The 21,965-nt window shown below is 67.7% G+C and carries 20 protein-coding genes; 11 read left to right on the top strand and 9 right to left on the bottom strand.

Annotation, left to right across the window (positions count from 1 at the left end; all coding sequences use genetic code 11):
• Positions 1–246 precede the first annotated feature (246 nt).
• The 6 genes from OCU_RS33150 (at position 247) to OCU_RS33125 (ending at position 7,304) form a co-directional block, all read left to right on the top strand.
• Entirely contained in the window at positions 247–1,068 is an 822-nt protein-coding gene (locus tag OCU_RS33150; protein WP_029384221.1) for an enoyl-CoA hydratase/isomerase family protein, read from the top strand.
• A 98-nt stretch (positions 1,069–1,166) separates the two neighbouring features.
• A complete protein-coding gene (locus OCU_RS33145) occupies positions 1,167–1,979 on the top strand; it encodes an enoyl-CoA hydratase/isomerase family protein (RefSeq protein ID WP_009952885.1) in 813 nt (270 codons plus the stop codon).
• Complete coding sequence (locus OCU_RS33140; RefSeq protein ID WP_014379612.1) at positions 1,970–2,782, top strand: enoyl-CoA hydratase/isomerase family protein; 813 nt, start codon at positions 1,970–1,972, stop codon at positions 2,780–2,782. The genes OCU_RS33145 and OCU_RS33140 overlap by 10 nt, the downstream gene beginning before the upstream one ends.
• Entirely contained in the window at positions 2,782–4,251 is a 1,470-nt protein-coding gene (locus OCU_RS33135) for a class I adenylate-forming enzyme family protein (protein ID WP_009952883.1), read from the top strand. The genes OCU_RS33140 and OCU_RS33135 overlap by 1 nt, the downstream gene beginning before the upstream one ends.
• The gene (locus tag OCU_RS33130) at positions 4,241–5,782 is read left to right on the top strand and encodes a class I adenylate-forming enzyme family protein (RefSeq protein WP_029384217.1); all 1,542 of its coding nucleotides are present in this window, start codon (positions 4,241–4,243) and stop codon (positions 5,780–5,782) included. The genes OCU_RS33135 and OCU_RS33130 overlap by 11 nt, the downstream gene beginning before the upstream one ends.
• Positions 5,775–7,304 carry a class I adenylate-forming enzyme family protein gene (locus OCU_RS33125; RefSeq protein ID WP_009952881.1) on the top strand — a complete coding sequence of 510 codons (1,530 nt, stop codon included), beginning with the start codon at positions 5,775–5,777 and terminating at the stop codon, positions 7,302–7,304. Before OCU_RS33130 ends, OCU_RS33125 begins: the two co-directional genes overlap by 8 nt.
• Here OCU_RS33125 and OCU_RS33120 read toward each other — a convergent pair.
• The 3 genes from OCU_RS33120 to OCU_RS33110 form a co-directional block, all read right to left on the bottom strand.
• On the bottom strand, positions 7,301–7,663 hold the full coding sequence (locus tag OCU_RS33120) for a hypothetical protein (protein ID WP_026071500.1): 363 nt from the start codon (positions 7,661–7,663) through the stop codon (positions 7,301–7,303). The genes OCU_RS33125 and OCU_RS33120 overlap by 4 nt on opposite strands.
• 74 nt (positions 7,664–7,737) lie before the next feature.
• A complete protein-coding gene (locus OCU_RS33115; protein ID WP_009952877.1) occupies positions 7,738–8,046 on the bottom strand; it encodes a hypothetical protein in 309 nt (102 codons plus the stop codon).
• Between the two features lies 1 nt (position 8,047).
• The gene (locus OCU_RS33110) at positions 8,048–8,704 is read right to left on the bottom strand and encodes a DJ-1/PfpI family protein (protein ID WP_009952875.1); all 657 of its coding nucleotides are present in this window, start codon (positions 8,702–8,704) and stop codon (positions 8,048–8,050) included.
• 75 nt (positions 8,705–8,779) lie between these two features.
• On the opposite strand from OCU_RS33110, the gene OCU_RS33105 reads away from it, so the two are divergent.
• Positions 8,780–9,736, top strand: a complete 957-nt coding sequence (locus OCU_RS33105; RefSeq protein WP_009952874.1) for a GlxA family transcriptional regulator — start codon at positions 8,780–8,782, stop codon at positions 9,734–9,736.
• Here the strand turns inward: OCU_RS33105 and OCU_RS33100 are convergent.
• The 5 genes from OCU_RS33100 to fabG are packed head-to-tail and all read right to left on the bottom strand — an operon-like array spanning position 9,733 to position 14,812.
• Positions 9,733–10,419 (bottom strand): GntR family transcriptional regulator, encoded by a 687-nt coding sequence (locus OCU_RS33100; RefSeq protein WP_009952873.1) that lies wholly within the window; start codon positions 10,417–10,419, stop codon positions 9,733–9,735. The two genes, OCU_RS33105 and OCU_RS33100, sit on opposite strands and share 4 nt — an antisense overlap.
• A gap of 4 nt (positions 10,420–10,423) precedes the next feature.
• Entirely contained in the window at positions 10,424–11,617 is a 1,194-nt protein-coding gene (locus tag OCU_RS33095; protein ID WP_009952871.1) for an acyl-CoA dehydrogenase family protein, read from the bottom strand.
• A 23-nt stretch (positions 11,618–11,640) separates the two neighbouring features.
• On the bottom strand, positions 11,641–12,843 hold the full coding sequence (locus OCU_RS33090; protein WP_009952869.1) for a CoA transferase: 1,203 nt from the start codon (positions 12,841–12,843) through the stop codon (positions 11,641–11,643).
• Positions 12,840–14,066, bottom strand: a complete 1,227-nt coding sequence (locus tag OCU_RS33085) for an acetyl-CoA C-acetyltransferase (RefSeq protein WP_009952868.1) — start codon at positions 14,064–14,066, stop codon at positions 12,840–12,842. Before OCU_RS33085 ends, OCU_RS33090 begins: the two co-directional genes overlap by 4 nt.
• Positions 14,063–14,812, bottom strand: coding sequence for a 3-oxoacyl-ACP reductase FabG (gene fabG / locus OCU_RS33080; RefSeq protein ID WP_008254916.1), 750 nt, complete (start codon positions 14,810–14,812; stop codon positions 14,063–14,065). The genes OCU_RS33085 and fabG overlap by 4 nt, the downstream gene beginning before the upstream one ends.
• Before the next feature lie 113 nt (positions 14,813–14,925).
• Here fabG and OCU_RS33075 point away from each other — a divergent pair, with 113 nt between their 5' ends.
• The 4 genes from OCU_RS33075 to OCU_RS33060 are packed head-to-tail and all read left to right on the top strand — an operon-like array spanning position 14,926 to position 20,810.
• Complete coding sequence (locus OCU_RS33075) at positions 14,926–16,119, top strand: acyl-CoA dehydrogenase family protein (RefSeq protein ID WP_026071501.1); 1,194 nt, start codon at positions 14,926–14,928, stop codon at positions 16,117–16,119.
• Positions 16,119–16,940 carry a mycofactocin-coupled SDR family oxidoreductase gene (locus OCU_RS33070; RefSeq protein WP_009952866.1) on the top strand — a complete coding sequence of 274 codons (822 nt, stop codon included), beginning with the start codon at positions 16,119–16,121 and terminating at the stop codon, positions 16,938–16,940. The genes OCU_RS33075 and OCU_RS33070 overlap by 1 nt, the downstream gene beginning before the upstream one ends.
• A gap of 48 nt (positions 16,941–16,988) precedes the next feature.
• On the top strand, positions 16,989–17,417 hold the full coding sequence (locus OCU_RS33065; RefSeq protein ID WP_009952864.1) for a pyridoxamine 5'-phosphate oxidase family protein: 429 nt from the start codon (positions 16,989–16,991) through the stop codon (positions 17,415–17,417).
• Between the two features lie 51 nt (positions 17,418–17,468).
• Positions 17,469–20,810: a helix-turn-helix transcriptional regulator gene (locus OCU_RS33060; RefSeq protein ID WP_026071502.1), complete on the top strand. Its 3,342-nt coding sequence runs from the start codon at positions 17,469–17,471 to the stop codon at positions 20,808–20,810.
• Here OCU_RS33060 and OCU_RS33055 read toward each other — a convergent pair.
• Positions 20,796–21,878, bottom strand: coding sequence for a phosphotransferase family protein (locus OCU_RS33055; protein ID WP_036390429.1), 1,083 nt, complete (start codon positions 21,876–21,878; stop codon positions 20,796–20,798). The two genes, OCU_RS33060 and OCU_RS33055, sit on opposite strands and share 15 nt — an antisense overlap.
• Positions 21,879–21,965 lie beyond the last annotated feature (87 nt).

Here is a 21,965-nt window from a genome sequence, read left to right as displayed (position 1 = left end):
TCGTCGTCGGCGCGACCATCGGCGCCACTCCTCCTCATCGCTTACGCTCTGCATCGTCGTCGGCGCGACCATCGGCGCCACTCCTCCTCATCGCTTACGCTCTGCATCGTCGTCGGCGCGGGCCATGATTCTCTCTTTCACCTGGGTAGTTTCGCAGGCAGCGTATCCTTGCTAACTTATACAGCGTATCAATCGTATTGCCTACTGTATGGGTAACCGTATCGGCGGAGAAAGGCCGGATCAACGGTGAGTCAAGGGGCCGGTGCGGCCGGAGCCGAGGGGTCGGTAACAGTGCACCGAGACGGTGCAGTGTTACGGGTGACGCTTGGTCGCCCATCCCGGCGTAACTCGTTGACGCAGTTGATGATCGGGACTCTGGTCGAAGCTCTGACCGCTGCCGCGTCCGACGACTCGCTGCGCGCCGTACACCTCCGCGGGGCCGGAGACGATTTCTGCGCCGGCTCCGACTGGGTGGCCGCCAACGATCCCGGCGGCCAACGTCCCCGCACCGGTGATCTGGTGCGCCGGGTTCCCCATGCCGCTCACCGCGTGATCGAACTCGTCGCCGGCATTCAGCTGCCGGTGGTGTGCAGCGTGCGCGGATGGGCCGTGGGATTCGGTTGCAATCTCGCCTTGGCCGCTGACTTCACCGTGGCCGCCGACGACGCGGTGTTCTGGGAGCCGTTCCTCGACCGCGGCTTCAGCCCGGACTCGGGGTCCACCTGGCTGGTGCCGCGGCTCGTCGGCCTGGCGCGGGCCCGGCGGATGCTGCTGCTCGGTGAGAAGGTGAGCGGGGACGACGCGGCCGACTGGGGGCTCATTCACCAGTCGGTGAGCGGCCCCGACCTCGACCGCGCCGCCGAGGAGCTGGTTGCCCGGCTGGCCTCCGGTCCGACGGCGGCGATCGGGCTGGCCAAGCAGGCCATGAACTTCGGACAGCATGCGACGCTGGGCCAGTCGCTGAACCAGGAGTTGTTCAATCTGGAGTTATCTTGCCGGACAGGCGATTTCAAAGAGGGCTTGGAGGCCTTCCGGCGGCGGCGGGATCCGGACTTTCGTGGACGCTAGCTCTCGGGCGTCGAGCGCGGGACCTACGCACGGGAACTGCCTCGAATACGTCCATACGCCCCACACTCGACGTTCACTGCAAAGCGAAGGGATGACCGATGCCCACTGATTCGTTCGACACCATCAAGTACGAGGTCGACGGGCACACCGCCACGATCACCCTCAATCGCCCGGACGCCCTCAATGCGCTCAGCCCGCACATGATCACCGAACTGCGGGCGGCCTACGACGAGGCCGAAAACGACGACAACGTCTGGCTGACCATCGTCACGGGCACCGGCCGCGCGTTCTGCACCGGCGCCGACGTCAAGGAGATCCCCGAAGACGGCAAGGTGATCTACGAGCGGCCGTACCTGTCGACGTATGACCAATGGGAGGCTCCGCAGGAGGGCACGCCGCCCTTTCGCACCACGGCCAAGCCGGTGCTGACCGCGGTGAACGGAATCTGTTGTGGCGCCGGTATGGATTGGGTCACCACGACAGACATCGTCATCGCCTCCGAGCAGGCAACCTTTTTCGATCCGCACGTCAGCATCGGACTGGTGGCCGGCCGCGAACTGGTTCGGGTATCCCGCGTGCTGCCCCGCTCGATCGCCCTGCGGATGGCCCTGATGGGCAAGCACGAGCGGATGAGCGCGGAGCGCGCCTATGAGCTGGGACTGATCAGCGAGGTCGTCGAGCACGACCGCCTGCTGGACCGGGCCCACGAGATCGCCGACATCGTCAATTCCAATGCGCCCCTGGCCGTCCGGGGCACCCGCCTGGCGATCCTCAAGGGCCTGAATGTGCCGCTGCACGAGGCGGAGATACTCGCCGAAACCTTCCGTGAGCGGGTGCTGCGGACCGAGGACGCGGCCGAGGGGCCCAAGGCTTTCGTCGAGAAGCGCACGCCGAATTGGCAATGCCGGTGAACAAGCCGATGAGTTTCGAAACCATCCTGCTCGAGGTCGACGCCACCGATCACGTCGCCACCATCACCCTGAACCGGCCCGAGCAGCTGAACGCGTTCAACCGCACCATGTGTGAGGAGATGGCCCGCGCCTGGCACACGGTCAAACTCGACGAGTCCGTGCACGCGGTGGTGCTGCGCGCCGCCGGCGACCGGGCGTTCAGCGCGGGACTGGACATCAAGACGCCCTATGGGCAGCCCGAAAACATCTGGAACCACGAAGATCCCGGCGAAGCCCTGAGTCCCAAATGGCAGAAAATGTGGAAGCCGGTGGTCTGCGCGGTCCAGGGGATGTGCACCGCCGGCGCGTTCTACTTCATCAACGAATCCGACGTGGTCATCTGCTCGGAAGACGCCACGTTCTTCGACTCCCACGTGTCGGCCGGCCTGGTTTGCGCGCTGGAGCCGATCGGCCTGATGCGCCGCGTCGGCCTCGGCGAGACGCTGCGCATCGCCCTGATGGGCAACGACGAGCGGGTCAGCGCCGACACCGCGCTGCGCATCGGATTGGTCTCCGAGGTCGTCGCTTCCGGCCAGCTCTGGGATCGCGCCCACGAGATCGCGGCGACCATCGCCGCCAAGCCGCCAACGGCGACTCAGGGCACGGTCAAAGCGATTTGGGAGTCGCTGGACAAGCCGTATCGCGCCGCGCTGGAACAGGGCCTCATCTACACCCGGCTGGGAAACCCGCTCGGCACCGCGGAACTGGCCGCGCAGAAGATTCCCGGCGACGGGGCCACCAAACGCACACCGAAGATCCGCTGATGCCGCGTCACCCGCTCATCCAACGCATCGCCGATGTGCTCGACCTCGAACCAGACTCACGCGCCATCGAGTATGGCGGCCAATGGATCTCGTGGGAGCAGGTCGGCACCCTGGCGCAGCGCATCGCCGGCCTGAGCGCCGGCGCCGAGGTCGGGATGCTGCTGCGCAACCGGCCGGGGCACGTGGCGGCCTTTCTGGGTGTGCTGCTGGGCGGCGGAACCGTTGTGGTCATCAACCCGTCGCGCGGCGACGAGCGCACCAAGGCCGATGTCGCGAGGCTGCAGCTTGGATTGATCGTCGGCGAGCGCGACGATCTGACGGCGCTGGTGACGCCGGGCATCCCGACGGTCGCGATCTCGGGACCGGCCGACGACGTCGACGTGTCCGGGCAACCCGGCGCCGAGCCAGGCCCGTCGACCGGTGTCGCGGTGCGCATGTTGACCAGCGGCACGACGGGTCCACCCAAGCGAATCGACCTGACCTACGACATGTTGGCGCGCAGCGTGATGGGCTCCGAACCCGACCGCGCGCCGGCACCCACCGAGCTGCGGCGCGGCGTCGCCATCGTGAACTCGCCGCTGGTGCACATCGGCGGGGTATTCCGCGTGCTGCAATGCATCGCCGAGGCCCGACCGTTCGTGCTGTTGGAGCGATTCGAGCTGAACGCATGGGTCGACGCGGTGCGCACCCACCGGCCCCGCGCCGTATCGCTGGTACCGGCGGCCCTGCGCACGGTCTTGCACTCGGACGTGTCGCCGGCCGACCTGGACAGCGTCCGGGCCGTCACCTGCGGCACGGCGCCGCTGTCGGCCGATGATGCCGACGCCTTCACCGATAAGTACGGCATCCCGGTGCTGACCTCCTATGCCGCAACCGAGTTCGGGGGCGGCGTGGCGGGCTGGACCCTTCCCGACCATCAGCGGTACTGGCGAGCCAAACGAGGCAGCGTCGGACGGGCCAATCCGGGCGCCCAGCTCAGGGTGGTAGCCGACGACGGAACACTGCTCGGCCCAGACGAAGTCGGCCTGCTGGAGGTCAAGCCGGGCCAGCTGGGACCGGCCGCGCAATGGATGCGAACCACGGACATGGCACGCATCGACGCCGACGGGTTCCTCTGGATTGTCGGCCGCGCCGACCAGGCGATCATCCGCGGCGGCTTCAAGGTGATGCCCGACGACGTTCGCGCCGCGCTGGAGAGCCACCCCGCGGTGGCCGGCGCGGCGGTCATCGCCCGGCCCGACGAGCGGCTCGGAGAGACGCCGGTCGCCATGGTCGAACTGCGCGAGCCGGGTGCGGCCGACGCCGACGCGCTGGTGGTGCATCTGCGAGAGCGCTTGGCGCGCTATGAGATTCCGACCGAGATCGCGATCGTCGACGCCATTCCGCGAACGCCGTCGGGAAAACCCGATCTCGGCGCGATCCAGGAACACTTCCGCGAGCTCGCGGCGCCGCGCAACCATGCGCGCTGATCCTGTGACGGTCGCCGCGACGTTGCGACAGCAGGCCCGGGCGCGCGGGGATCACCCGCTGCTGGTCTGCGACGGCGACCGCATCGGATACGCCGAAGCCGATCACCGATCGGCGGAGCTCGCCCGCGGCCTGATGGCCCTCGGCGCCGGTAAGGGAACCCATGTGGGCCTCCTGCACCCGAACGGAAGCGACTTCGTCGTCGGCATGCTGGCGGCGGCGCGAATCGGTGCCGTGGTAGTCCCGTTCTCCACGTTCGTCACCGCCCGGGAACTGCGCGAGCAGCTGGTCGACAGCGACGTCCAAATCCTGCTGAGCGCCGGGTCTTTTCGGTCCCACGACTATGTGCAGCGACTGTCCGAGGTGATTCCGCGGGCCGACCTCGATTTCGGCGACCGCTTGTTTTGCGCCGCGGTGCCGCAGCTGCGCCACGTGGCGTTTGCGCACGACGCGGTGCGCGCGCTGGCCGGCAGCGTCGACGTGGCGCTGCTGCGGGCGAGCGAAGACGTTGTCTACGACTGCGATCCGCTGGCGATCGTCTACACGTCCGGGTCAACCAGTGCCCCCAAAGGGGTAGTGCATACGCATGGCGCACTGCTCGGACATCAGCGGAACCTCAACGCGATCCGCGGCCTGACCGCTTCGGACAAACTGTTCTGCAATTCGCCGTTCTTCTGGATCGGCGGGTTCGCGTTCGGCCTGCTGGCCACCCTGGTGGCCGGATCAACCCTGGTCTGCTCCAACGCCATCGACGCCGGGGCCACGCTCGACCTGTTGGAGGCCGAACGACCCACCATGACCAACGGGTTCGCGGCCGGCATCGCTCACCTCGCCGAGCACCCCAGCTACGCCGAGCGTGATCTGTCGTCGATGCGGCGCGGCAACCTCTACCCGATCATGGCCCCCGACACCCGCCCCGCCGACCCGGAGCTGCGGCACAACATGCTCGGGATGACCGAGGCCGGCAGCGTCGTCCTGATCAGCGAGGACGAATCCGACCAGCCCGAGACGCGGCGGGGATCATTCGGCAAGCCCGCGCCCGGCTTCGAGACGATGATCGTCGATCAGGACGCCTCCGGAGTCGGTGAACTCTGCATCCGCGGACCGTACGTGATGCAGGGCTACTACAAGCGCTCTCGCGAGGAGTGCTTCGACGCCGACGGCTGGTTTCACACCGGCGATCTGGTGCGCACCGACGACGACGGATTCGTCTACTTCGTCGGCAGGCTCAGCGCGATGGTCAAGACGGCGGGCGCCAACGTCTCGGCGGCCGAGGTCGAGCAGGCGATCACCCGGGTCACCGGCGCCGAGGCTTACGTGGTGGGCGTGCCCGATACCCAACGGGGAGAGCTGGTCGCGGCGGTGGTCGTGCAGCCGGATTTCGACGAGTCGGCCGTGCGGGAACGGCTCAAGGCGGAGCTGTCGTCGTACAAGATTCCCAAACGGTTTGTCTCCCTGTCCCGCGCCGATGTCCCGCTGTTGTCCAGCGGCAAGGTCGACACGCGGCGGCTGAGAAAGCTTTTCGATGCCTAGCACCATCGACCAACTGGTGCGGTTTCGGGCCCGGCACGACGCGGATACACCGATGGTGATCGATCCCACCTCGCGGCTCAGCTACCGCGAACTCGACTCCACCACAAGGGAACTGGCGGCCGTGTTTGTGGAAGCGGGCGTGGGCAAGGGCTCCCGGGTCGGGTTGATCATGCCCAACGGCACCCGCTGGGTACAGATCGCCGTCGCCCTGACACGCATCGGCGCCGTCCTGGTGCCGCTGAGCACGCTGCTGCAGGCCGGCGAACTCGTCGCGCAATTGCGGGTCGCCGCCGTCCAGTTCCTGGTGAGCGTCGAAGAGTTTCGCGGCCATCGCTACCTCGACGACCTCAAGGCGGTGCCCGAGTCCGAAATTCCGGCGTTGCAACAGGTTTGGTCGACCGATCAGCTCGACAGCGCCCCCGCGAGTGACCGGGCCCGCCGGATCATCGATGCCATGACCGAAACGGTCACCCCCGCCGACGCGCTGGTCATCATGTTCACCTCGGGCAGCAGCGGATCACCCAAGGGCGTCCTGCACTCCCACGGCAATGCGCTGGGCGCCGTGCAATCGGGGCTGGCCGCGCGCTGCATCAGCGGCGAAACGCGCCTGTATCTGCCGATGCCGTTCTTCTGGGTGGGCGGGTTCGGCAGCGGAATCCTGTCCGTCCTGCTTGCCGGCGCCACCCTGGTGACCGAAGAATTGCCCCGGCCCGAAACCACGCTGAGACTGCTGGAGCGCGAACGGGTCACCCTGTTTCGTGGCTGGCCCGATCAGGCCGAGGCGCTTGCGCGGCACGCCGGCTCGGTCGGCGTGGATCTCTCGGCGCTGCGACCCGGCAGCCTGGAAGCCCTGTTGCCGCCCGAGCAGCGCGCTCGGCCCGGGGCGCGCGCGACGCTGTTCGGCATGACCGAGGCATTCGGGCCGTATTGCGGCTACCCCGCCGACACGGACATGCCCGCCACGGCGTGGGGCAGCTGCGGAAAGCCGTTTCCCGGCATGGAAGTCCGCATCGTGGACCCCGAAAGCGGTATGCCCGTCGCGACGGGAACCGCCGGCATGATCCAGATCCGTGGACCGCACACGCTGCGGGGCATCTGCGGGCGCCGGCGCGAAGAGCTCTTCACCCCCGACGGCTTCTATTCGACCGGTGACCTCGGCCACCTCGACGAGCAGGGATTCCTGTTCTACCACGGGCGATCCGACGACATGTTCAAGGTCAGCGGAGCGACCGTCTACCCCAGCGAGGTCGAGCGCGCGCTGCGCACCATTGACGGGGTCGACCACGCCTTTGTCACCAGCGTGCCCGGCGCCGCGGGCGAACGGGTCGGCGCGGCGGTGGTATGCGACGACGCGCTCACCCGCGACCAACTTCATGCGTCGGCGCGAAAGTTGCTGAGCGCCTTCAAGGTACCCACGGTGTGGCTGCTGCTGCACTCCGGCGACGACGTTCCACGGGGCGGCACCGGGAAGGTCGACGTCCGCCGGCTGCGGCAGATGTTGATCGACGCGAATCAGCCCTAGGGGACCCGCGTCCAGGGTTGACAATTCTGCGACTCGAAGGCCTTGACCGCGGAATTGATGTTCGCGTACATCGGACCGATGGAGGTATTCGTCTGCAGCACATGGTCCTTGTTCGCATCGGGCGTGCTGTAGGTGAACCACGAACACATCGAGTCCTGGGTCGGCACATTGTTTATCCACACGCCGAAGGCCGAACCCGAGCCGCCCGTGTGGTAGAGCCCCGGCGCGATATCGGGCCCCACGACAAACACGCCGTTGCCGGGAATCGGGTCGAGTAGGTCGGCATGTGCGGGCGCCGCGAATGCGATCGCTGTCACGCACGCAACGAATCCGGCCACGGCACGAGACGCTGGAGCCATCTCCTTCTCCATTCGTTGCCCACCCTGATGGCAGCGTATGCCGCAGTGGGCTTTGCTACAAGAGAAGGCGATGCCTACCGACGAGCTCCGGATACCGCCGACTTCGGTAGCCGACCGGCACGCGAGTGACCGCTCAGAACGTCACCCGTGACGAGCACGTCAAAGGCCAGATTCAGCCGCATCGGCTTGGTCACCCCCTGTCGCCACCGCAGCCGGGTACCACCCTCGGTCGACTCGCTCGTAAAGTCTTGCAACGCAACCGTTTCGTCCCTGTACGTCGCGGTGCCCGTCAGCCCACCGCGCAACTCGGTGAACGCGTACAGCACTGCCAGCGTGCCGATCGGGGTCTTGATCGTCACGTCCCAGTCGCCCTGGATGCTCACCCTAAACCTCCAGCGGTTCCCGGCCCACCGGTCGCCATACCGTGCCCCGCCGTTCGTATTCGAAGAGTTGCTCGACAGCGTGCGCGACTCGAGGACCATAGCCACGATCAAGCAGATGCAGTGCGAGATCGAGGCCCGACGTCACGCCTCCCGCCGTAATCAGATCTCCATCGTCGACGACACGGGCCGCGACCGGATGCACACCTGCGGCCTCGAGCAGCTCCAACCCCAGATGATGCGTGACCGCGTGGCGGCCTTCGATCAGTCCGGACATCGCCATGATGATCGAGCCGCCACACACCCCGGCCAGAATCACCTCCGGGTTGGCAGCGGCCTTGTGTAACAGCGGGGTCAGCGCGGTCTGGGCCGCCCGGGCCAAGACCACCGGGATGGTGTCGACACCGTCGTCGGGATCCCCGACGGTCGGTCCGCTGGCACCGGGCACGATCACCCAGCCGCGATCAGCCGGATCGATCGCGGCGGTGGCGGCCAGCGCCAGCCCGCGGGTACCGCTGATCACGGCGCGGGGCCCCTCGGCCGCCACCAACGTCACCGCTAGGTCGCCCGCGACCATCTCGGCACCGGCGGCCAGGACTTCGAACGGAGCGATGACGTCGAACGGGTCGAACCCGTCGTACAACACGATTTGCGCATGCACCCGGCTATGGTCACCCATCGCCGCACCGGAGAACAGTGGCTGGATTGCCACGTTGCGCCGGTATATTGCCAACCCATGCATGCTGTCGCGATTCTGGTTGAGCCCGATGCCATCGCGTTCGACCTTGCCATTGCGATTGAGGTGTTCGGCCGGGTCTTCTTCGAGGACGGCGCGCCGGGCTACCGAGTGCGCGTGTGTGGCTGCGAACCCGTCGTTACAGCGGGACCGATCCGGATCGCGACGGACCACGGCTTGGCTGAGCTCGGCGATGCCGACACCATCGTGGTGCCGGGCCGAAACGACGCCGCGGCACCGGTTCGCGACGACGTGATCGTCGCGCTGAAGTCCGCGTACGAAAAGGGCATTCGGATCGCATCGATCTGTAGCGGCGCCTTCACCTTGGCCGCCGCGGGAATCCTGGACGGCAAGCGGGCGACCACGCACTGGTTGGCGGCCGAACTGCTGACGGCGACCTACCCGGCCGTAAGGGTCGACGCCGACGCGCTCTACATCGACGAAGGCCAGATCCTCACCTCGGCCGGAGCGTCTGCGGGACTTGACCTGTGCCTGCACCTGGTCGCCCGCGATTATGGGTCGGCCGCGGCGGCCGATGCCGCCCGCCTGGCCGTCACCCCGCTGCACCGCAGCGGTGGCCAGGCGCAATTCATCATCCGAAACCGCCGCATGTCCAGCACCGAACTCGATGAGTTACTGGTGTGGATCGAGAACAACGCGCACCGGCCGCTGGCGTTGCGCGACATTGCGCGCCGGGCGGCCAGTAGCGAGCGGACGCTCAATCGCCGGTTCAAGCACGAGACGGGCCAGACGCCGATGCAATGGGTCAACAACGTCCGGATCAGGCACGCGCAGCAACTGTTGGAGAGAACCTCCGACAGCATCGAAAAGATCGCGCGTCAAGTGGGTTTCGCGTCGACAACGAATTTCCGTGAGCAGTTTCGCCGGGTGGCCGGCGTGCCGCCGCAGAGTTATCGGCACACCTTTCGCCACCATGGCGGCGACGGTACCAGCTAGGGCGATCCGTCCCCGCCGGTCACCACCCCGCGCGCGATGAGGTGGTCGATCAACGGGACCGCGCCGGCGGCGAGATGCTCCGACATCGCCGCGCGCGCCAGCTCGCCGTCACGCTTTTTCAGCGCGGACAAGATCCGACGATGGTCCCTCATCGACTGCTCGGGCCAGCCCTCGATGGCGGGAAACACCGATTCGGGTGCGTAGCGGGTGATTTGCGACATCAGCTGCGCCAGCTTGGGCGAATCGGCGGCGATGTTGATGGCCCGGTGAAATTCGTGGTTCAGGCCGACGGTGTGCTCATGCTCGTCACCGGCATAAGCATTCTCCAACTGCGCCTGGATCTCTTTGAGCTCGCGTAGCTGATCGTCGGTGATGTTGAGCGCGGCCCGCGCGGCCAGCTCGCCGCCGACGTGCGCCTGCACGTTCGCCACGTCGGTGACATCGCGTCCGGTGACCGGCAGCACCACGAAACCCCGGCGCGGCTGTTGGGCGATCAAACCCTCGGCGCGCAGCGCGAACAGCGCCTCGCGCACCGGCGTGACACTGATGCCCAACTCCGCTGCCAATTGATCCAGCCGGACGTACGAGTCGGCGGCGTAGGTGCCATCGAATATCCTGCTGCGGATCAAGCGCGCAACGTCCTCGGAAAGTTGCGGCCGCGCAGCGAAATCCGGAACGCTCATCGTTTCACATCCGATATTCGGCGAGCAGTCGCTTGCTGATGATGTTCTTCTGGATTTCGCTGGTTCCCTCGCCGATCAGCAGGAACGGCGCGTCGCGCATCAGCCGCTCGATCTCGTATTCCTTGGAATAGCCGTAGCCGCCGTGGATCCGGAAGCTCTGCTGGGTGACCTCGGCGCAGTACTCGCTGCACAGGTACTTGGCCATTCCGGCGGCGACGTCGTTGCGTTCCCCCGAGTCCTTCAGCCGCGCCGCGTTCACCATCATCAGGTGTGCGGCTTCGACTTTGGTCGCCATCTCGGCGAGCTGGAACGCGATGGCCTGGTGCTCGGCGATCGGCTTGCCGAATGTCTCGCGTTGTTGTGCGTAGCGCACCGCAAGCTCGAAAGCGCGAAGCCCGACGCCGCAGGCGCGGGCCGACACGTTGACCCGGCCGACCTCGATGCCGTCCATCATCTGGAAAAAGCCCTGCCCCGTGGCCCCGCCGAGGACGTCATCGGCGCCGGCCTGGTAGCCGTCGAAGATCATCTCGGTGGTTTCGATGCCCTTGTAGCCCAGCTTGTCGATCTTGCCCGGAATGCGCAGGCCCGGAACGACTTCGCCGAAGCCGACCGGCTTCTCGACCAGGAAGGCGGTCAGGTTGCGGTGCGGCTTGTCGGAGCCCTCGTCGGTGCGCACCAGCGTCGCCACCAGTGTCGCGGTGGCGCCGTTGGTCAGCCACATTTTCTGGCCGTCGATCGTGTAGGTGCCGTCGTCGTTGCGTCGGGCCCGGGTCCGGATCGCGGCGACGTCCGAGCCCAGCTCGGGTTCCGACATCGAGAAGGCGCCGCGCGTCTCGCCGGTCGCCATGCGCGGCAGGAAGCGTTGCTTCTGCTCGTCGGTGCCGTGCTGGCGCAGCATGTACGCCACGATGAAATGGGTGTTGAGCACCCCGGACACGCTCATCCACCCGCGCGCAAGCTCTTCGACGCATAGGGCGTAGGTCAGCAGTGATTCCCCCAGGCCGCCGTACTCCTCGGGGATCATCAGCCCGAACAGGCCCATGTCGCGCAGCTGGTCGACGATGGCCTGCGGGTAGGTGTCGGCGCGTTCGAGTTCAACCGCGTTGGGGATGACTTCCTTTTCGACGAATTGCCGGACGGTGGCGATGATTTCGGTCTGGACTTCGGTCAGCCCGAGCGTCTGGGCGAGTTTGGTCATATGCTGTGTTTCCTTCCGGCTGCTCAGCCCGCGATGGTCTTGGCGTCCGTCAGGCGCTCGATGTCGGCGGTGGTCAGCCCCAGCAACCGCTGAAGGATCTCGGCGGTGTCTTGTCCCAAGGCGGGCGCCGGTGCGCTGGCGGGATGGACCCCGTCGAACGCGGCCGGTAGGCCCGGCGCGAAGTAGTCGCCGAGGCCGGGTTGCCGCAACCGCGAAAACAGCGGATTGTCAGTGACTTTCGGTCCCGCCGCGACCTCGGCGAAGGTGCGGTAGCGTTCGAACAGCACCGTGGTATTCGACAGCGCGGCGGTGACCTCGTCGGCGCTGTGATCGTTGAACCAGGTGGCGAACAACCCGGACAGCACGTCCTGGTACCGGTACCGGTCGCCTTCGGACCCGAAGTCCACCCCGAGCGCCTCGGCGAGCGCCGACACAGCGGCATGCGTGCCGGTGACCTCGACCAGATCGCGGAAGTGCCGCTTGGTCAGGGCGACGACCATGAACCGGCCGCCGTCGCGACTGGTGAAGTCCTGCCCGTACTGGCCGTAGATGGCGTTGCCCAGCCGTTCGCGTTGCGTCCCGTTGACCTGAGGTTCGGTGAGCAAGCCCAGGTTGGCGGCGGTGGCCAGCGCGACGTCCTCCAACGCCAGGCTGATCCGCGTCCCCGCCCCGGACTTGTCGCGGCGATGGACGGCGGTGACGACGGACAGCGCGGCGTACAGTCCGCAGCACACGTCCCAGGCCGGCAGGACGTGATTGATCGGACCGGCATGATCGGCCGGGCCCGTGACGAGTGGATAGCCCAGGCCGGCGTTGACCGTGTAATCCACGCCGGTGGAACCGTCACCGCGCCCGAGTAACTGGACGTGGATGACGTCGGGGCGCTTGGCCGCCAGGACGTCGTGGCTCAGCCAGGACAGCCCGGCGGCGTTGGTCACGACGATGCCGTCACCCTCGACGATCAGGCGCTGGACCAGTGCCTGGCCGCCTTCGGAGCGCAGATCGATGGTGGCCGAACGCTTTCCCTTGTTCAGGCCCGTCCAATAGATCGACGTACCGTCCGCCGACAGCGGCCAGCGTTGCACGTCGGACGCACCACCGATAGGGTCGACCCGGATCACCTCTGCGCCAAGCTGATTCAGGGTCATTCCGCACAGCGGCGCGGCGACGAAGCTGGACACCTCGACAACGGTGAGGCCGTCCAGAGGCAGCCCGGGGTCGGTCATCTCGATGCGACCCGTTCGAAGACGGCGGCAAGCCCCTGCCCGCCGCCGATGCACATGGTCTCCAGCCCGTAGCGCGCCTGCCGCCGATTGAGCTCGCGCGCCAGCGTGGCCAGCATCCGTCCGCCCGTTGCCCCCACCGGGTGGCCCAGCGAGATTCCCGAACCGTGCACATTGGTCCGCTCATGGTCGGCCGCACCGAAATTCCATTCCCGCATCACCGCGAGCGCTTGCGCGGCAAAGGCTTCGTTGAGCTCGATGAGGTCGATGTCGGAGAGCTGCAGGCCCGCCTTGGACAGCGCCACCTCCGTCGCGGGGACCGGCCCGATGCCCATGACGTTGGGCGCCACCCCCGCGACCCCCCACGACACCAGGCGCACCAACGGCTTCAGGCCGTACGCGTCGGCCCTCTCCGGCGTGGTCACCACGCACATGGACGCCGCGTCGTTCTGCCCGCTGGAGTTGCCGGCCGTGACCGTCGCCTCCGGGTCGTCTTTCAGCAGAACGGGTTTGAGCTTGCTCAACGACTCCACCGACGTGTCCGCGCGCGGGTGTTCGTCGGCGTCGATGACTTCCTCGCCGCTGCGGGTGGGGACGGCAACCGGAACGATCTCCTCGGCGAGGACGCCGTCCTTCTGCGCGGCCACCGCGCGCTGATGCGACCGCACCGCCAGCTCGTCTTGTTCCTGGCGTGAAATCCCGTACTGGCGGCGCAGATTCTCGGCCGTCTCCAGCATTCCACCCGGCACCGGGTAGTGCCTTCCGCCGGCGGTCGTGCGTCCCCGCGCCAGCCCGTCGTGCACCCGCACGCCGCCGCGAGCCCCGCCCCAGCGCATATCGGTGGAATAGAAGGCGACGTTGCTCATGCTTTCGCAGCCGCCGGCAACGACGAGATCGTGGTCGCCATGGCCGACCTGCAGGCAGGCCTGGATCACCGCCTGCAGGCCCGACCCGCAACGCCGGTCGACCTGCATGCCCGGAACCGTCACCGGCAGGCCGGAATCCAGCGCGACCACGCGCCCGATCGCCGGCGCATCGCTGTTGGGATAGCAGTGGCCGAGGATGACGTCTTGCACGGCGTCGGCCGCCAGCCCGGTTCGCTCGAGCAGACCCTTCAGGGCGGTGACACCGAGGTCGACGGCGCTGAGCGCCTTGAACATTCCGCCGTAGCGGCCGATCGGCGTCCGCACCGGCTCACAGATGACGGTTTCACGGACCCCGCTCACAGGTGTCGGCCGCCGGTGATTTCCATGACGGTGCCGGTCATATACGACGACAGGTCGGAAGCCAGGAACAGGGCCACGCTGGCGACTTCGCTGGGCTCGCCGGCCCGGCCCATCGGCACCTCGGCCACCTTCGAATCCCAAATGCGCTGCGGCATGGCCTCCGTCATCGCCGACCGGATCAAACCGGGGGCGATCGCGTTGACCCGGACGCCCAGATACGCCAGCTCTTTGGCGGCCGCCTTGGTCATGCCGACGATGCCGGCCTTGGCCGCCGAGTAGTTGGTCTGGCCGACCATGCCGACCTTCCCCGACACCGAGGACATGTTGATGATGGCGCCGCGCTTGTTTTCCCGCATGATGGCGGCGGCCAGCCGGGTGCCGTTCCAGGTTCCCTTCAGGTGGACGTTGATGACCTGATCGAACTGCTCCTCGGTCATCTTGCGCATCGTCGCGTCTCGGGTGATCCCGGCGTTGTTGACCATGATGTCCAGGCCGCCGAACCGCTCGACCGCGGTCTGGATCAGCGTCTCGACGTCGGAGGACTGCGTGACATCGCAGCGGACCGCGATCGCGACGTCGTCACCGCCCAGCTGCTTGGCCACCACCTGGGTCTCCTCGAGATTGACGTCACCGAGCACGACCCGCGCCCCCTCGGCGACGAAGCGCTCCGCGATGGCCAGACCGAGTCCTTGCGCTCCGCCGGTGATTACTGCGGTCTGACCTGCCAACAACGCCACCTGGATCACACATCCTTCTCTGTTATCGCCGCCATCGGGCACCCATCAGGCAAATATCATATTTGATATAGGATCCTCCCCTGAACCGGGGTGCCCCGGATCGGGAGAGGAGCGTGGAGCCGATGGCAACCGCCGAAATCGCCGAGGTCTCCGACGAGGACTTCCGCGAGATCCTGGCTCAGACAAGGCAATTCGTGCGCAGCGCGGTGGTCCCCCGCGAGCAGGAGATCCTCGACGAGGATCGTGTCCCCGACGACCTGCGCGACGAGGCCAAGCGGATGGGCCTGTTCGGCTACGCGATCCCCCAGGAGTGGGGCGGCCTCGGCCTCAACCTGATGCAAGACGTCGAGTTGGCGATGGAGCTGGGCTACACGTCGCTGGCACTGCGGTCGATGTTCGGCACCAACAACGGCATCGCCGGACAGGTTCTGGTCGGGTTCGGCACCGACGAACAGAAATCGCGCTGGTTGGAGTCGATCGCGTCCGGCGACGTCGTCGCGTCCTTCGCGCTGACCGAACCCGGCGCCGGATCCAACCCCGCCGGCCTGCGCACCAAAGCCGTTCGCGACGGCGACAATTGGGTGATCTCCGGGCAGAAGCGCTTCATAACCAACGCGCCCGTCGCCAACCTTTTCGTGGTGTTCGCCCGCACCCGGCCGGCCGACGACAAGGGACCCGGGATCGCGGTCTTTTTGGTGCCGGCCGATGCCGCCGGCGTGCAGGTGGGCGCCAAGGACGCCAAGATGGGCCAGGAAGGCGCGTGGACCGCCGACGTCGCCTTCGACGACGTCCGGGTGGACGACGCCGCACTGATCGGCGGCAGCGAAGACATCGGGTACCGCGCGGCCATGACCTCACTGGCCCGCGGCCGGGTGCACATCGCCGCGCTCGCCGTGGGCGCCGCCCAACGCGCGCTCGACGAATCCGTCGCGTATGCCGCCACGGCGACGCAGGGCGGGGCGGAGATCGGAAGCTTCCAGTTGGTGCAGGCGATGCTCGCCGACCAGCAGGCCGGCGTGATGGCCGGCCGCGCGCTGGTGCGGGACGCCGCGCGGCTGTGGGTCACCGATCAGGACCGCAGGATCGCGCCGTCGGCGGCCAAGCTGTTCTGCACCGAAATGGCCGGCAATGTCGCAGATCTCGCGGTGCAGATCCACGGCGGCAGCGGCTACATGCGAGGCGTTGCGGTCGAACGCATTTACCGCGACGTGCGCCTGCTGCGGCTCTACGAGGGCACCAGCGAGATTCAGCGCCTGATCATCGGATCGAATCTGGTCAAGGCGGCGGCACGGACCATCACAACGAAGGAGCGTTAATGGCAGGCAGGCTTGCCGGAAAAGTGGCATTGATTACCGGCGCGGCGCGCGGCCAGGGCCGGGCGCACGCGGTGCGCATGGCCTCCGAAGGCGCGGACATCATCGCCGTCGATATCGCCGGCAAGCTTCCGTCCTGCGTTCCCTACGACCCGGCGAGCCCGGACGACCTGAGCGAGACCGTTCGCCTGGTCGAGGAAACGAACCGTCGCATCATCGCGTCGGTGGTGGACACGCGTGACTTCGACGGACTGCGAAGGGTCGTCGCGGACGGTGTCGCCGCGCTGGGCCGGTTGGACATCATCGTCGCCAACGCCGGGGTTGCGGCGCCGCAGGCATGGGACGACATCACACCGGAAGACTTTCGCGACGTCATGGACATCAACGTCACCGGAACGTGGAACACCGTGATGGCCGGGGCGGACAAGATCATCGAGGGCGGCCGCGGCGGCTCCATCATCCTGATCAGTTCCGCGGCCGGTATGAAGATGCAGCCGTTCATGATTCACTACACCGCCAGCAAGCACGCCGTCACCGGCCTGGCGCGCGCCTTCGCCGCCGAGTTGGGTAAGCATTCCATCCGGGTCAACAGCGTCCACCCCGGTCCGGTGAACACCCCGATGGGTTCGGGCGACATGGTCACGGCGGTGGGCAAGACGATGGAAACCAACCCGCAGCTGTCGCACGTCCTCACGCCGTTCCTGCCCGACTGGGTCGCCGAACCCGAGGAGATCGCCGACACCGTGTGCTGGCTGGCCAGCGACGAGTCCCGCAAGGTCACCGCCGCGCAGATCCCGGTCGATCAGGGCTCGACGCAGTATTGAGCTCAGCGCGGCGGGAATAGATCGCCGACGTCCGCGCTTTCAGGCCACATGAAAGCCTTCACCGAGACCGAACGCCAAGAGTTCCTGGCCGCCAAGCACGTCGGCGTCCTGTCCGTCGCGGCCACCGACGGCCGGCCGCCGGCCAGCGTCCCGATCTGGTACGACTACACGCCGGGCGGCAACGTCCGGATCATGACCGGCGCGTCCAGCCGCAAGGCGCGGCTCATCGAGCGGGCCGGGGTGGTGACGCTCGTCGTCCAGCGCGAGGAGCCGCCGTACCAGTACGTGGTGGTCGAGGGCAGCGTCGTCGAAACCACGAAGCCTGCCCCGGCCGACTTGCAGGAAGCAATCGCCATTCGCTACCTCGGCGAGGAAGGCGGGCGCGCGTTCGTCCGCAGCATGGAGGGCGTCGAGGAGGTGCTGTTCACCATCCGGCCCGACCGCTGGCTTAGCGCCGACTTCACCGGCGACCTATAAGCGCGGAGATATACGCGCATACGCCGATGTTTTGCCGTATGCGGCCAGCCCATGCTGGCTAGCATGAGCAAAATCGATCCTCGGGCGGGCACGCCACCCTTGGAATGGAGCGACCTGGGCGTAGGCGAAGGCATGAACGAGCCCCTGCCGACCGGCACCGTGACACTGCTGCTGGCCGACGTCCAGGGTTCGACGCAGCTATGGGGCTCCCAGCCGCGGGAGATGACCGCGGCGATCGCGAAGCTGGACCAAACACTCGCCCGATTGGTCGGGGCGCATCACGGAATCCGTCCGGTCGAGCAGGGTGAGGGTGACAGCTTCGTCATAGCCTTCAGCCGCGCGTCGGACGCGGTGGCGTGCGCGCTCGCATTGCAACGGGCGCCGCTGGCGCCGCTGCGGCTGCGGATCGGGGTACACACCGGCGAGGTTCAGTTGCGCGACGAGAACAACTACGTGGGGCCGGCCATCAACCGGACGGCGCGACTCCGCGAGCTCGCGCATGGCGGCCAAACGGTGTTATCGGGTACCACCGGCGATCTGGTTGCCGACACGCTCGCCGACGGGGCGTGGTTGAACGACCTCGGCATCCACGCGCTGCGGGATTTGCCGCGGCCGGAGCGGGTTGTGCAGCTGTGCCATCCCGACCTCCGCAACGAATTTCCGCCCCTTCGACACCGCGAATCCGTTGTCTCTCAGCGCCTTCCCGCACAACTGACCAGCTTTGTGGGTCGCGACGCCGAAATGCGCGAGGTGCGAGGTCTTCTCGCGCAGCACAGGTTCGTGACGTTGACGGGCGCCGGCGGTGCGGGCAAGACCCGGCTGGCGGTGCAGATCGCGGCCTCGGTCGCCGCCGACTACGCCGACGGAATCTGGTACGTGGACCTGGCTCCCCTCGCCGACGCCGACCTGGTGCCCATTACCACCGCCCGGGCGCTGGGGCTGCCGGATCAGCCGGGGCGATCCCCGGAGAAAAGCCTGCTGCAGTTCGTCGGCGACCGGCACATGCTCGTGGTGCTCGACAACTGCGAGCACGTGCTGGACGCCAGTGCGGGACTTACCGGTGCGCTATTGGGGGGTTGCCCGCGACTGACGGTGCTGGCGACGAGCCGCGAGCCGATCGGCGTGAGCGGCGAGGTGACGTGGCGGGTGCCGTCCCTGTCGTTCGACGACGACGCCACGCGGCTGTTCGCCGATCGCGCGAGCAATGCGCGCCCCGGCTTCACCGTCGACGAGGACAACGCGGCCGCGGTATACGAGATCTGCCGTCGCCTCGACGGCATGCCGCTGGCGATCGAGCTGGCGGCGGCACGCGTCCGCGCGCTGTCGCCGCACGAGATTCTGGCCGGCCTGCAGGACCGGTTCCGGTTGCTGACGGGCGGGTCGCGGACGTCGGTGCGCCGCCAGCAGACGCTGCGCGCATCGGTGGACTGGTCACACGCGCTGTTGACCGAGCCCGAGCGGATCCTGTTCCGCCGGCTAGGGGTTTTCATGGGCGGGTTCGACCTCGACGCTTGCCGAAAGGTGGTCTGCGACCAGGATTTGGCGTCTCACCAGGTGCTGGACGTGCTCGCGCTGCTCATTGACAAGTCGCTGGTGACGGCCGAATCTGCCGGCGGCCCCATGCGATACCGGCTGCTGGAGACGATCCGCCAGTACGCGCAGGAAAAGCTCGGCGAATGCCCCGAGGTCGTCGCCATTCGGGACCGGCACCGCGAGCACTACGCTGATCTGGCGGCGGCCGTCGACGCGCCGGGCGACGCAAGGCTCGAACTCCTCCTCGATCGAGCGCAGGCCGAGATCGACAACCTGCGTGCCGCTTTCGCGTGGAGCCGGGAGAACTCCGACACCAACGGCGCGCTGCAACTGGCGACGTCGCTGCAGCCGCTGTGGCTCACCCGGGGCGGCCTCAGGGAGGGATCGGACTGGCTCGACGCGGGTCTAGCGGACGCCGAGCGTCAGGGCGCCGAGGTGTCGCCCCGAGCGATGGCGAGGGCGCTGGCCGACAAGGCATTCCTGGACAACATGCGCGACCCGGAAAGCCTTGCGCGAGCGCAGCGTTCGCTGGCGATCGCGCGCGAGCTGGACGATCCGGCGTTGCTGGTGCGGACTCTCACGGCTTGCGGTCGCCTCGCCGCGTGGAACGCGGAACTCGCCCGACCGTATTTGTCGGAGGCGGAAGACTTGGCACGGGCCATAGGTGACCGGTGGAGACTGGCCCAGATCCTCTACAGCAAGGCCCTGACGGCGACAGTCGGCACGGGTGATCCCGCCGCCGCCGTGGCGGCAGCGACCGAGGGGCGCGACCTCGCGGACGCGATCGGCGACCAAGGCTACTCACGCGGATGCCGTTGGTGTCTGATCGCTGCGCAATGGGTGTTCGGTGACGTCACAGGCGCCGCGGCGCGACTCCGCGAATTGATGAACGAAGCCGACGCGACGCACGCCCTGATCTGGCAGGTGTCCGCCCGCGAGCGTCTGGCCCACGTTTCGGCGCACACCGGACAGCCGGACGAAGGTCGCGCCCTCGCGGGTGACGCCCTCGACGGCGCCGCCGAGATCGGCCGGTATATGGAGGGCGTGGTGTACTCGTCGCTGGCCTACGCGGCGCTGGCCGGCGGCGATATCGACGCGGCCACCGAGGCCGGCGACGCCGCACGCGAGCGGTTCGGGGACTGGCCGCTTGCGTCCACCACCGCGAAGCCCTGGGCGCAGGTCGCGCTGGCCCGCGGCGACCTGACATCCGCGCGTCGCTTCGCCGAGGAGGACATCGCGTCCGGTGCAGGGTGGTTCATGGTGCAGGCGCTGACGACCCGTGCGCGTGTGGCGCTGGCGGAAAACGAACCGGGCCAGGCCGAACGCGACACCCACGACGCGCTGACCCGTGCGGTCGAATTGCGGGCGCACCTATTCGTTCCAGACCTGCTGGAGTGCCTCGCCCAGTTGGCACACCTTGCCGGGAGCCACCCGGAGGCGGCACGGCTCTTCGGCGCGTCGGATGCGGTCCGTCGGCGCACCGGCATAGTCCGCTTCCGGGTGTACGACGCGGACTACCAGGCGTCATTGGAGCAGACCCGTAACGCCTTGACGGACAAGGAGTTCGACGCCGCGTGGGCCGCCGGCGCTGCGCTGTCCACCGAGGAGGCGATCGCCTACGCCCGGCGCGGACGAGGCGAACGCAAGCGGCCGCCCACGGGCTGGGACTCGCTGACCCCGACCGAACGCGACGTCGTGCGCCTCGTCGCCGAGGGACTGGGCAACAAGGACATCGGCGAACGCCTCTTCATTTCCCCGCGCACCGTGCAGACGCACCTGACCCACGTCTACGCGAAACTCGGGCTCACGTCGCGGATGCAGCTGGCTCAGGAAGCCGCCCGCCGATCAGTGCTCGACTAGCTCCAGCGTGCCCAGCTCGCGGATCGCCTGGCAGCCGCGGCTGAGCATGGCCAGCACCATGTCGTCGCCACGCTCGGTGGCGGCGGCGAACGCGAACCCCAGCGCCGAGATCAGCGGCGCCTGCAGCACCCCGAGCCGGTAATCGCGCCAACATGTTTCGCGGTCGTAGTCGCTGACGCCGCCGGCCGTCAGCGCGCGATGGTAGTCGGCGACCAGCTCCTCCTCGATGGCAGCGCGCAGCTGCGAATTGAGGCTGGTTGCGGTGAAGTACGCGAGATCCCGGGTCGGCAGGCCCACCCCGAGCGTCTGCCAGTCGACCACGCTGACCCGGGTCCGGTCCGGGTCGAACAGCAGATTGTCCAGCCGGTAGTCGCCGTGCAGCAGGGCGAACCGGTCGTACTCGGACAGCAGCCACGGTGTAATCACACCCATTGCCGCGCTGAAGGTATCGCGGTCTTCGGCGCTCATCCGATCGCCCAGCTTCTCCAGCGTGATATCGGCGCTCATCTTCGCCACTTCGCCCATGCCGGCAGCGCCGGCCTCATCCGGGCGCCCGAACGCGATGCCGGGGAAATCGAGCCAGGCGGGATCGCACCAGGTCGGCGCGTGCAGGCCGGCGAGGGCGTTAACCGCCAGGCGCCCTTCGGCTTCGCCGCAACCGATGAGCTGATCGCCCTGCACCGCCGGCGCCTGATCCGCGAGCAGCAGGGCGAAATCCATTGCGTCCTCGGTGATCTCGGAGTAGAAGCACCGCGGGGTCGGCACCTGCACCCGGTCCACCACCGAGGAGTAGAACGCGCATTCGCTGCGGTAGCCGATCACCACCCGGTCGCGCACGGTGTCGTCCTGGGCGGGCAGCTTGATCACGAAGGTCTGCGGAAGGTCACCGGGATCCGTCGCGTAGCGGGCGCTCACCCGGTAGGTCGCCCCGGTCTGTCCCGTGCCGATCGCGACCACGTCCACCTCGGCGACCTCGACGGGAGCGCCGCGGCCACTGAGCGCGGCCGACAGCCATGCCGGGGTCACGTCGCCGGGGTAACGCGGTATCGACGACAGCACAGCACTCATTCCCAGCACGCCTCCTGCCCGCGGACAGCTCGATCCGACTGACCAACTGTAAGGCATACCGCAAGAGTTGCGGTCAACAGCGGTGAT

This window comes from Mycobacterium intracellulare ATCC 13950 (genome assembly GCF_000277125.1).
Lineage (GTDB): Bacteria > Actinomycetota > Actinomycetes > Mycobacteriales > Mycobacteriaceae > Mycobacterium > Mycobacterium intracellulare.
The sequence above is the reverse complement of the archived record's forward strand: the minus strand, read 5'-3'. Positions and strand labels throughout refer to the sequence as shown.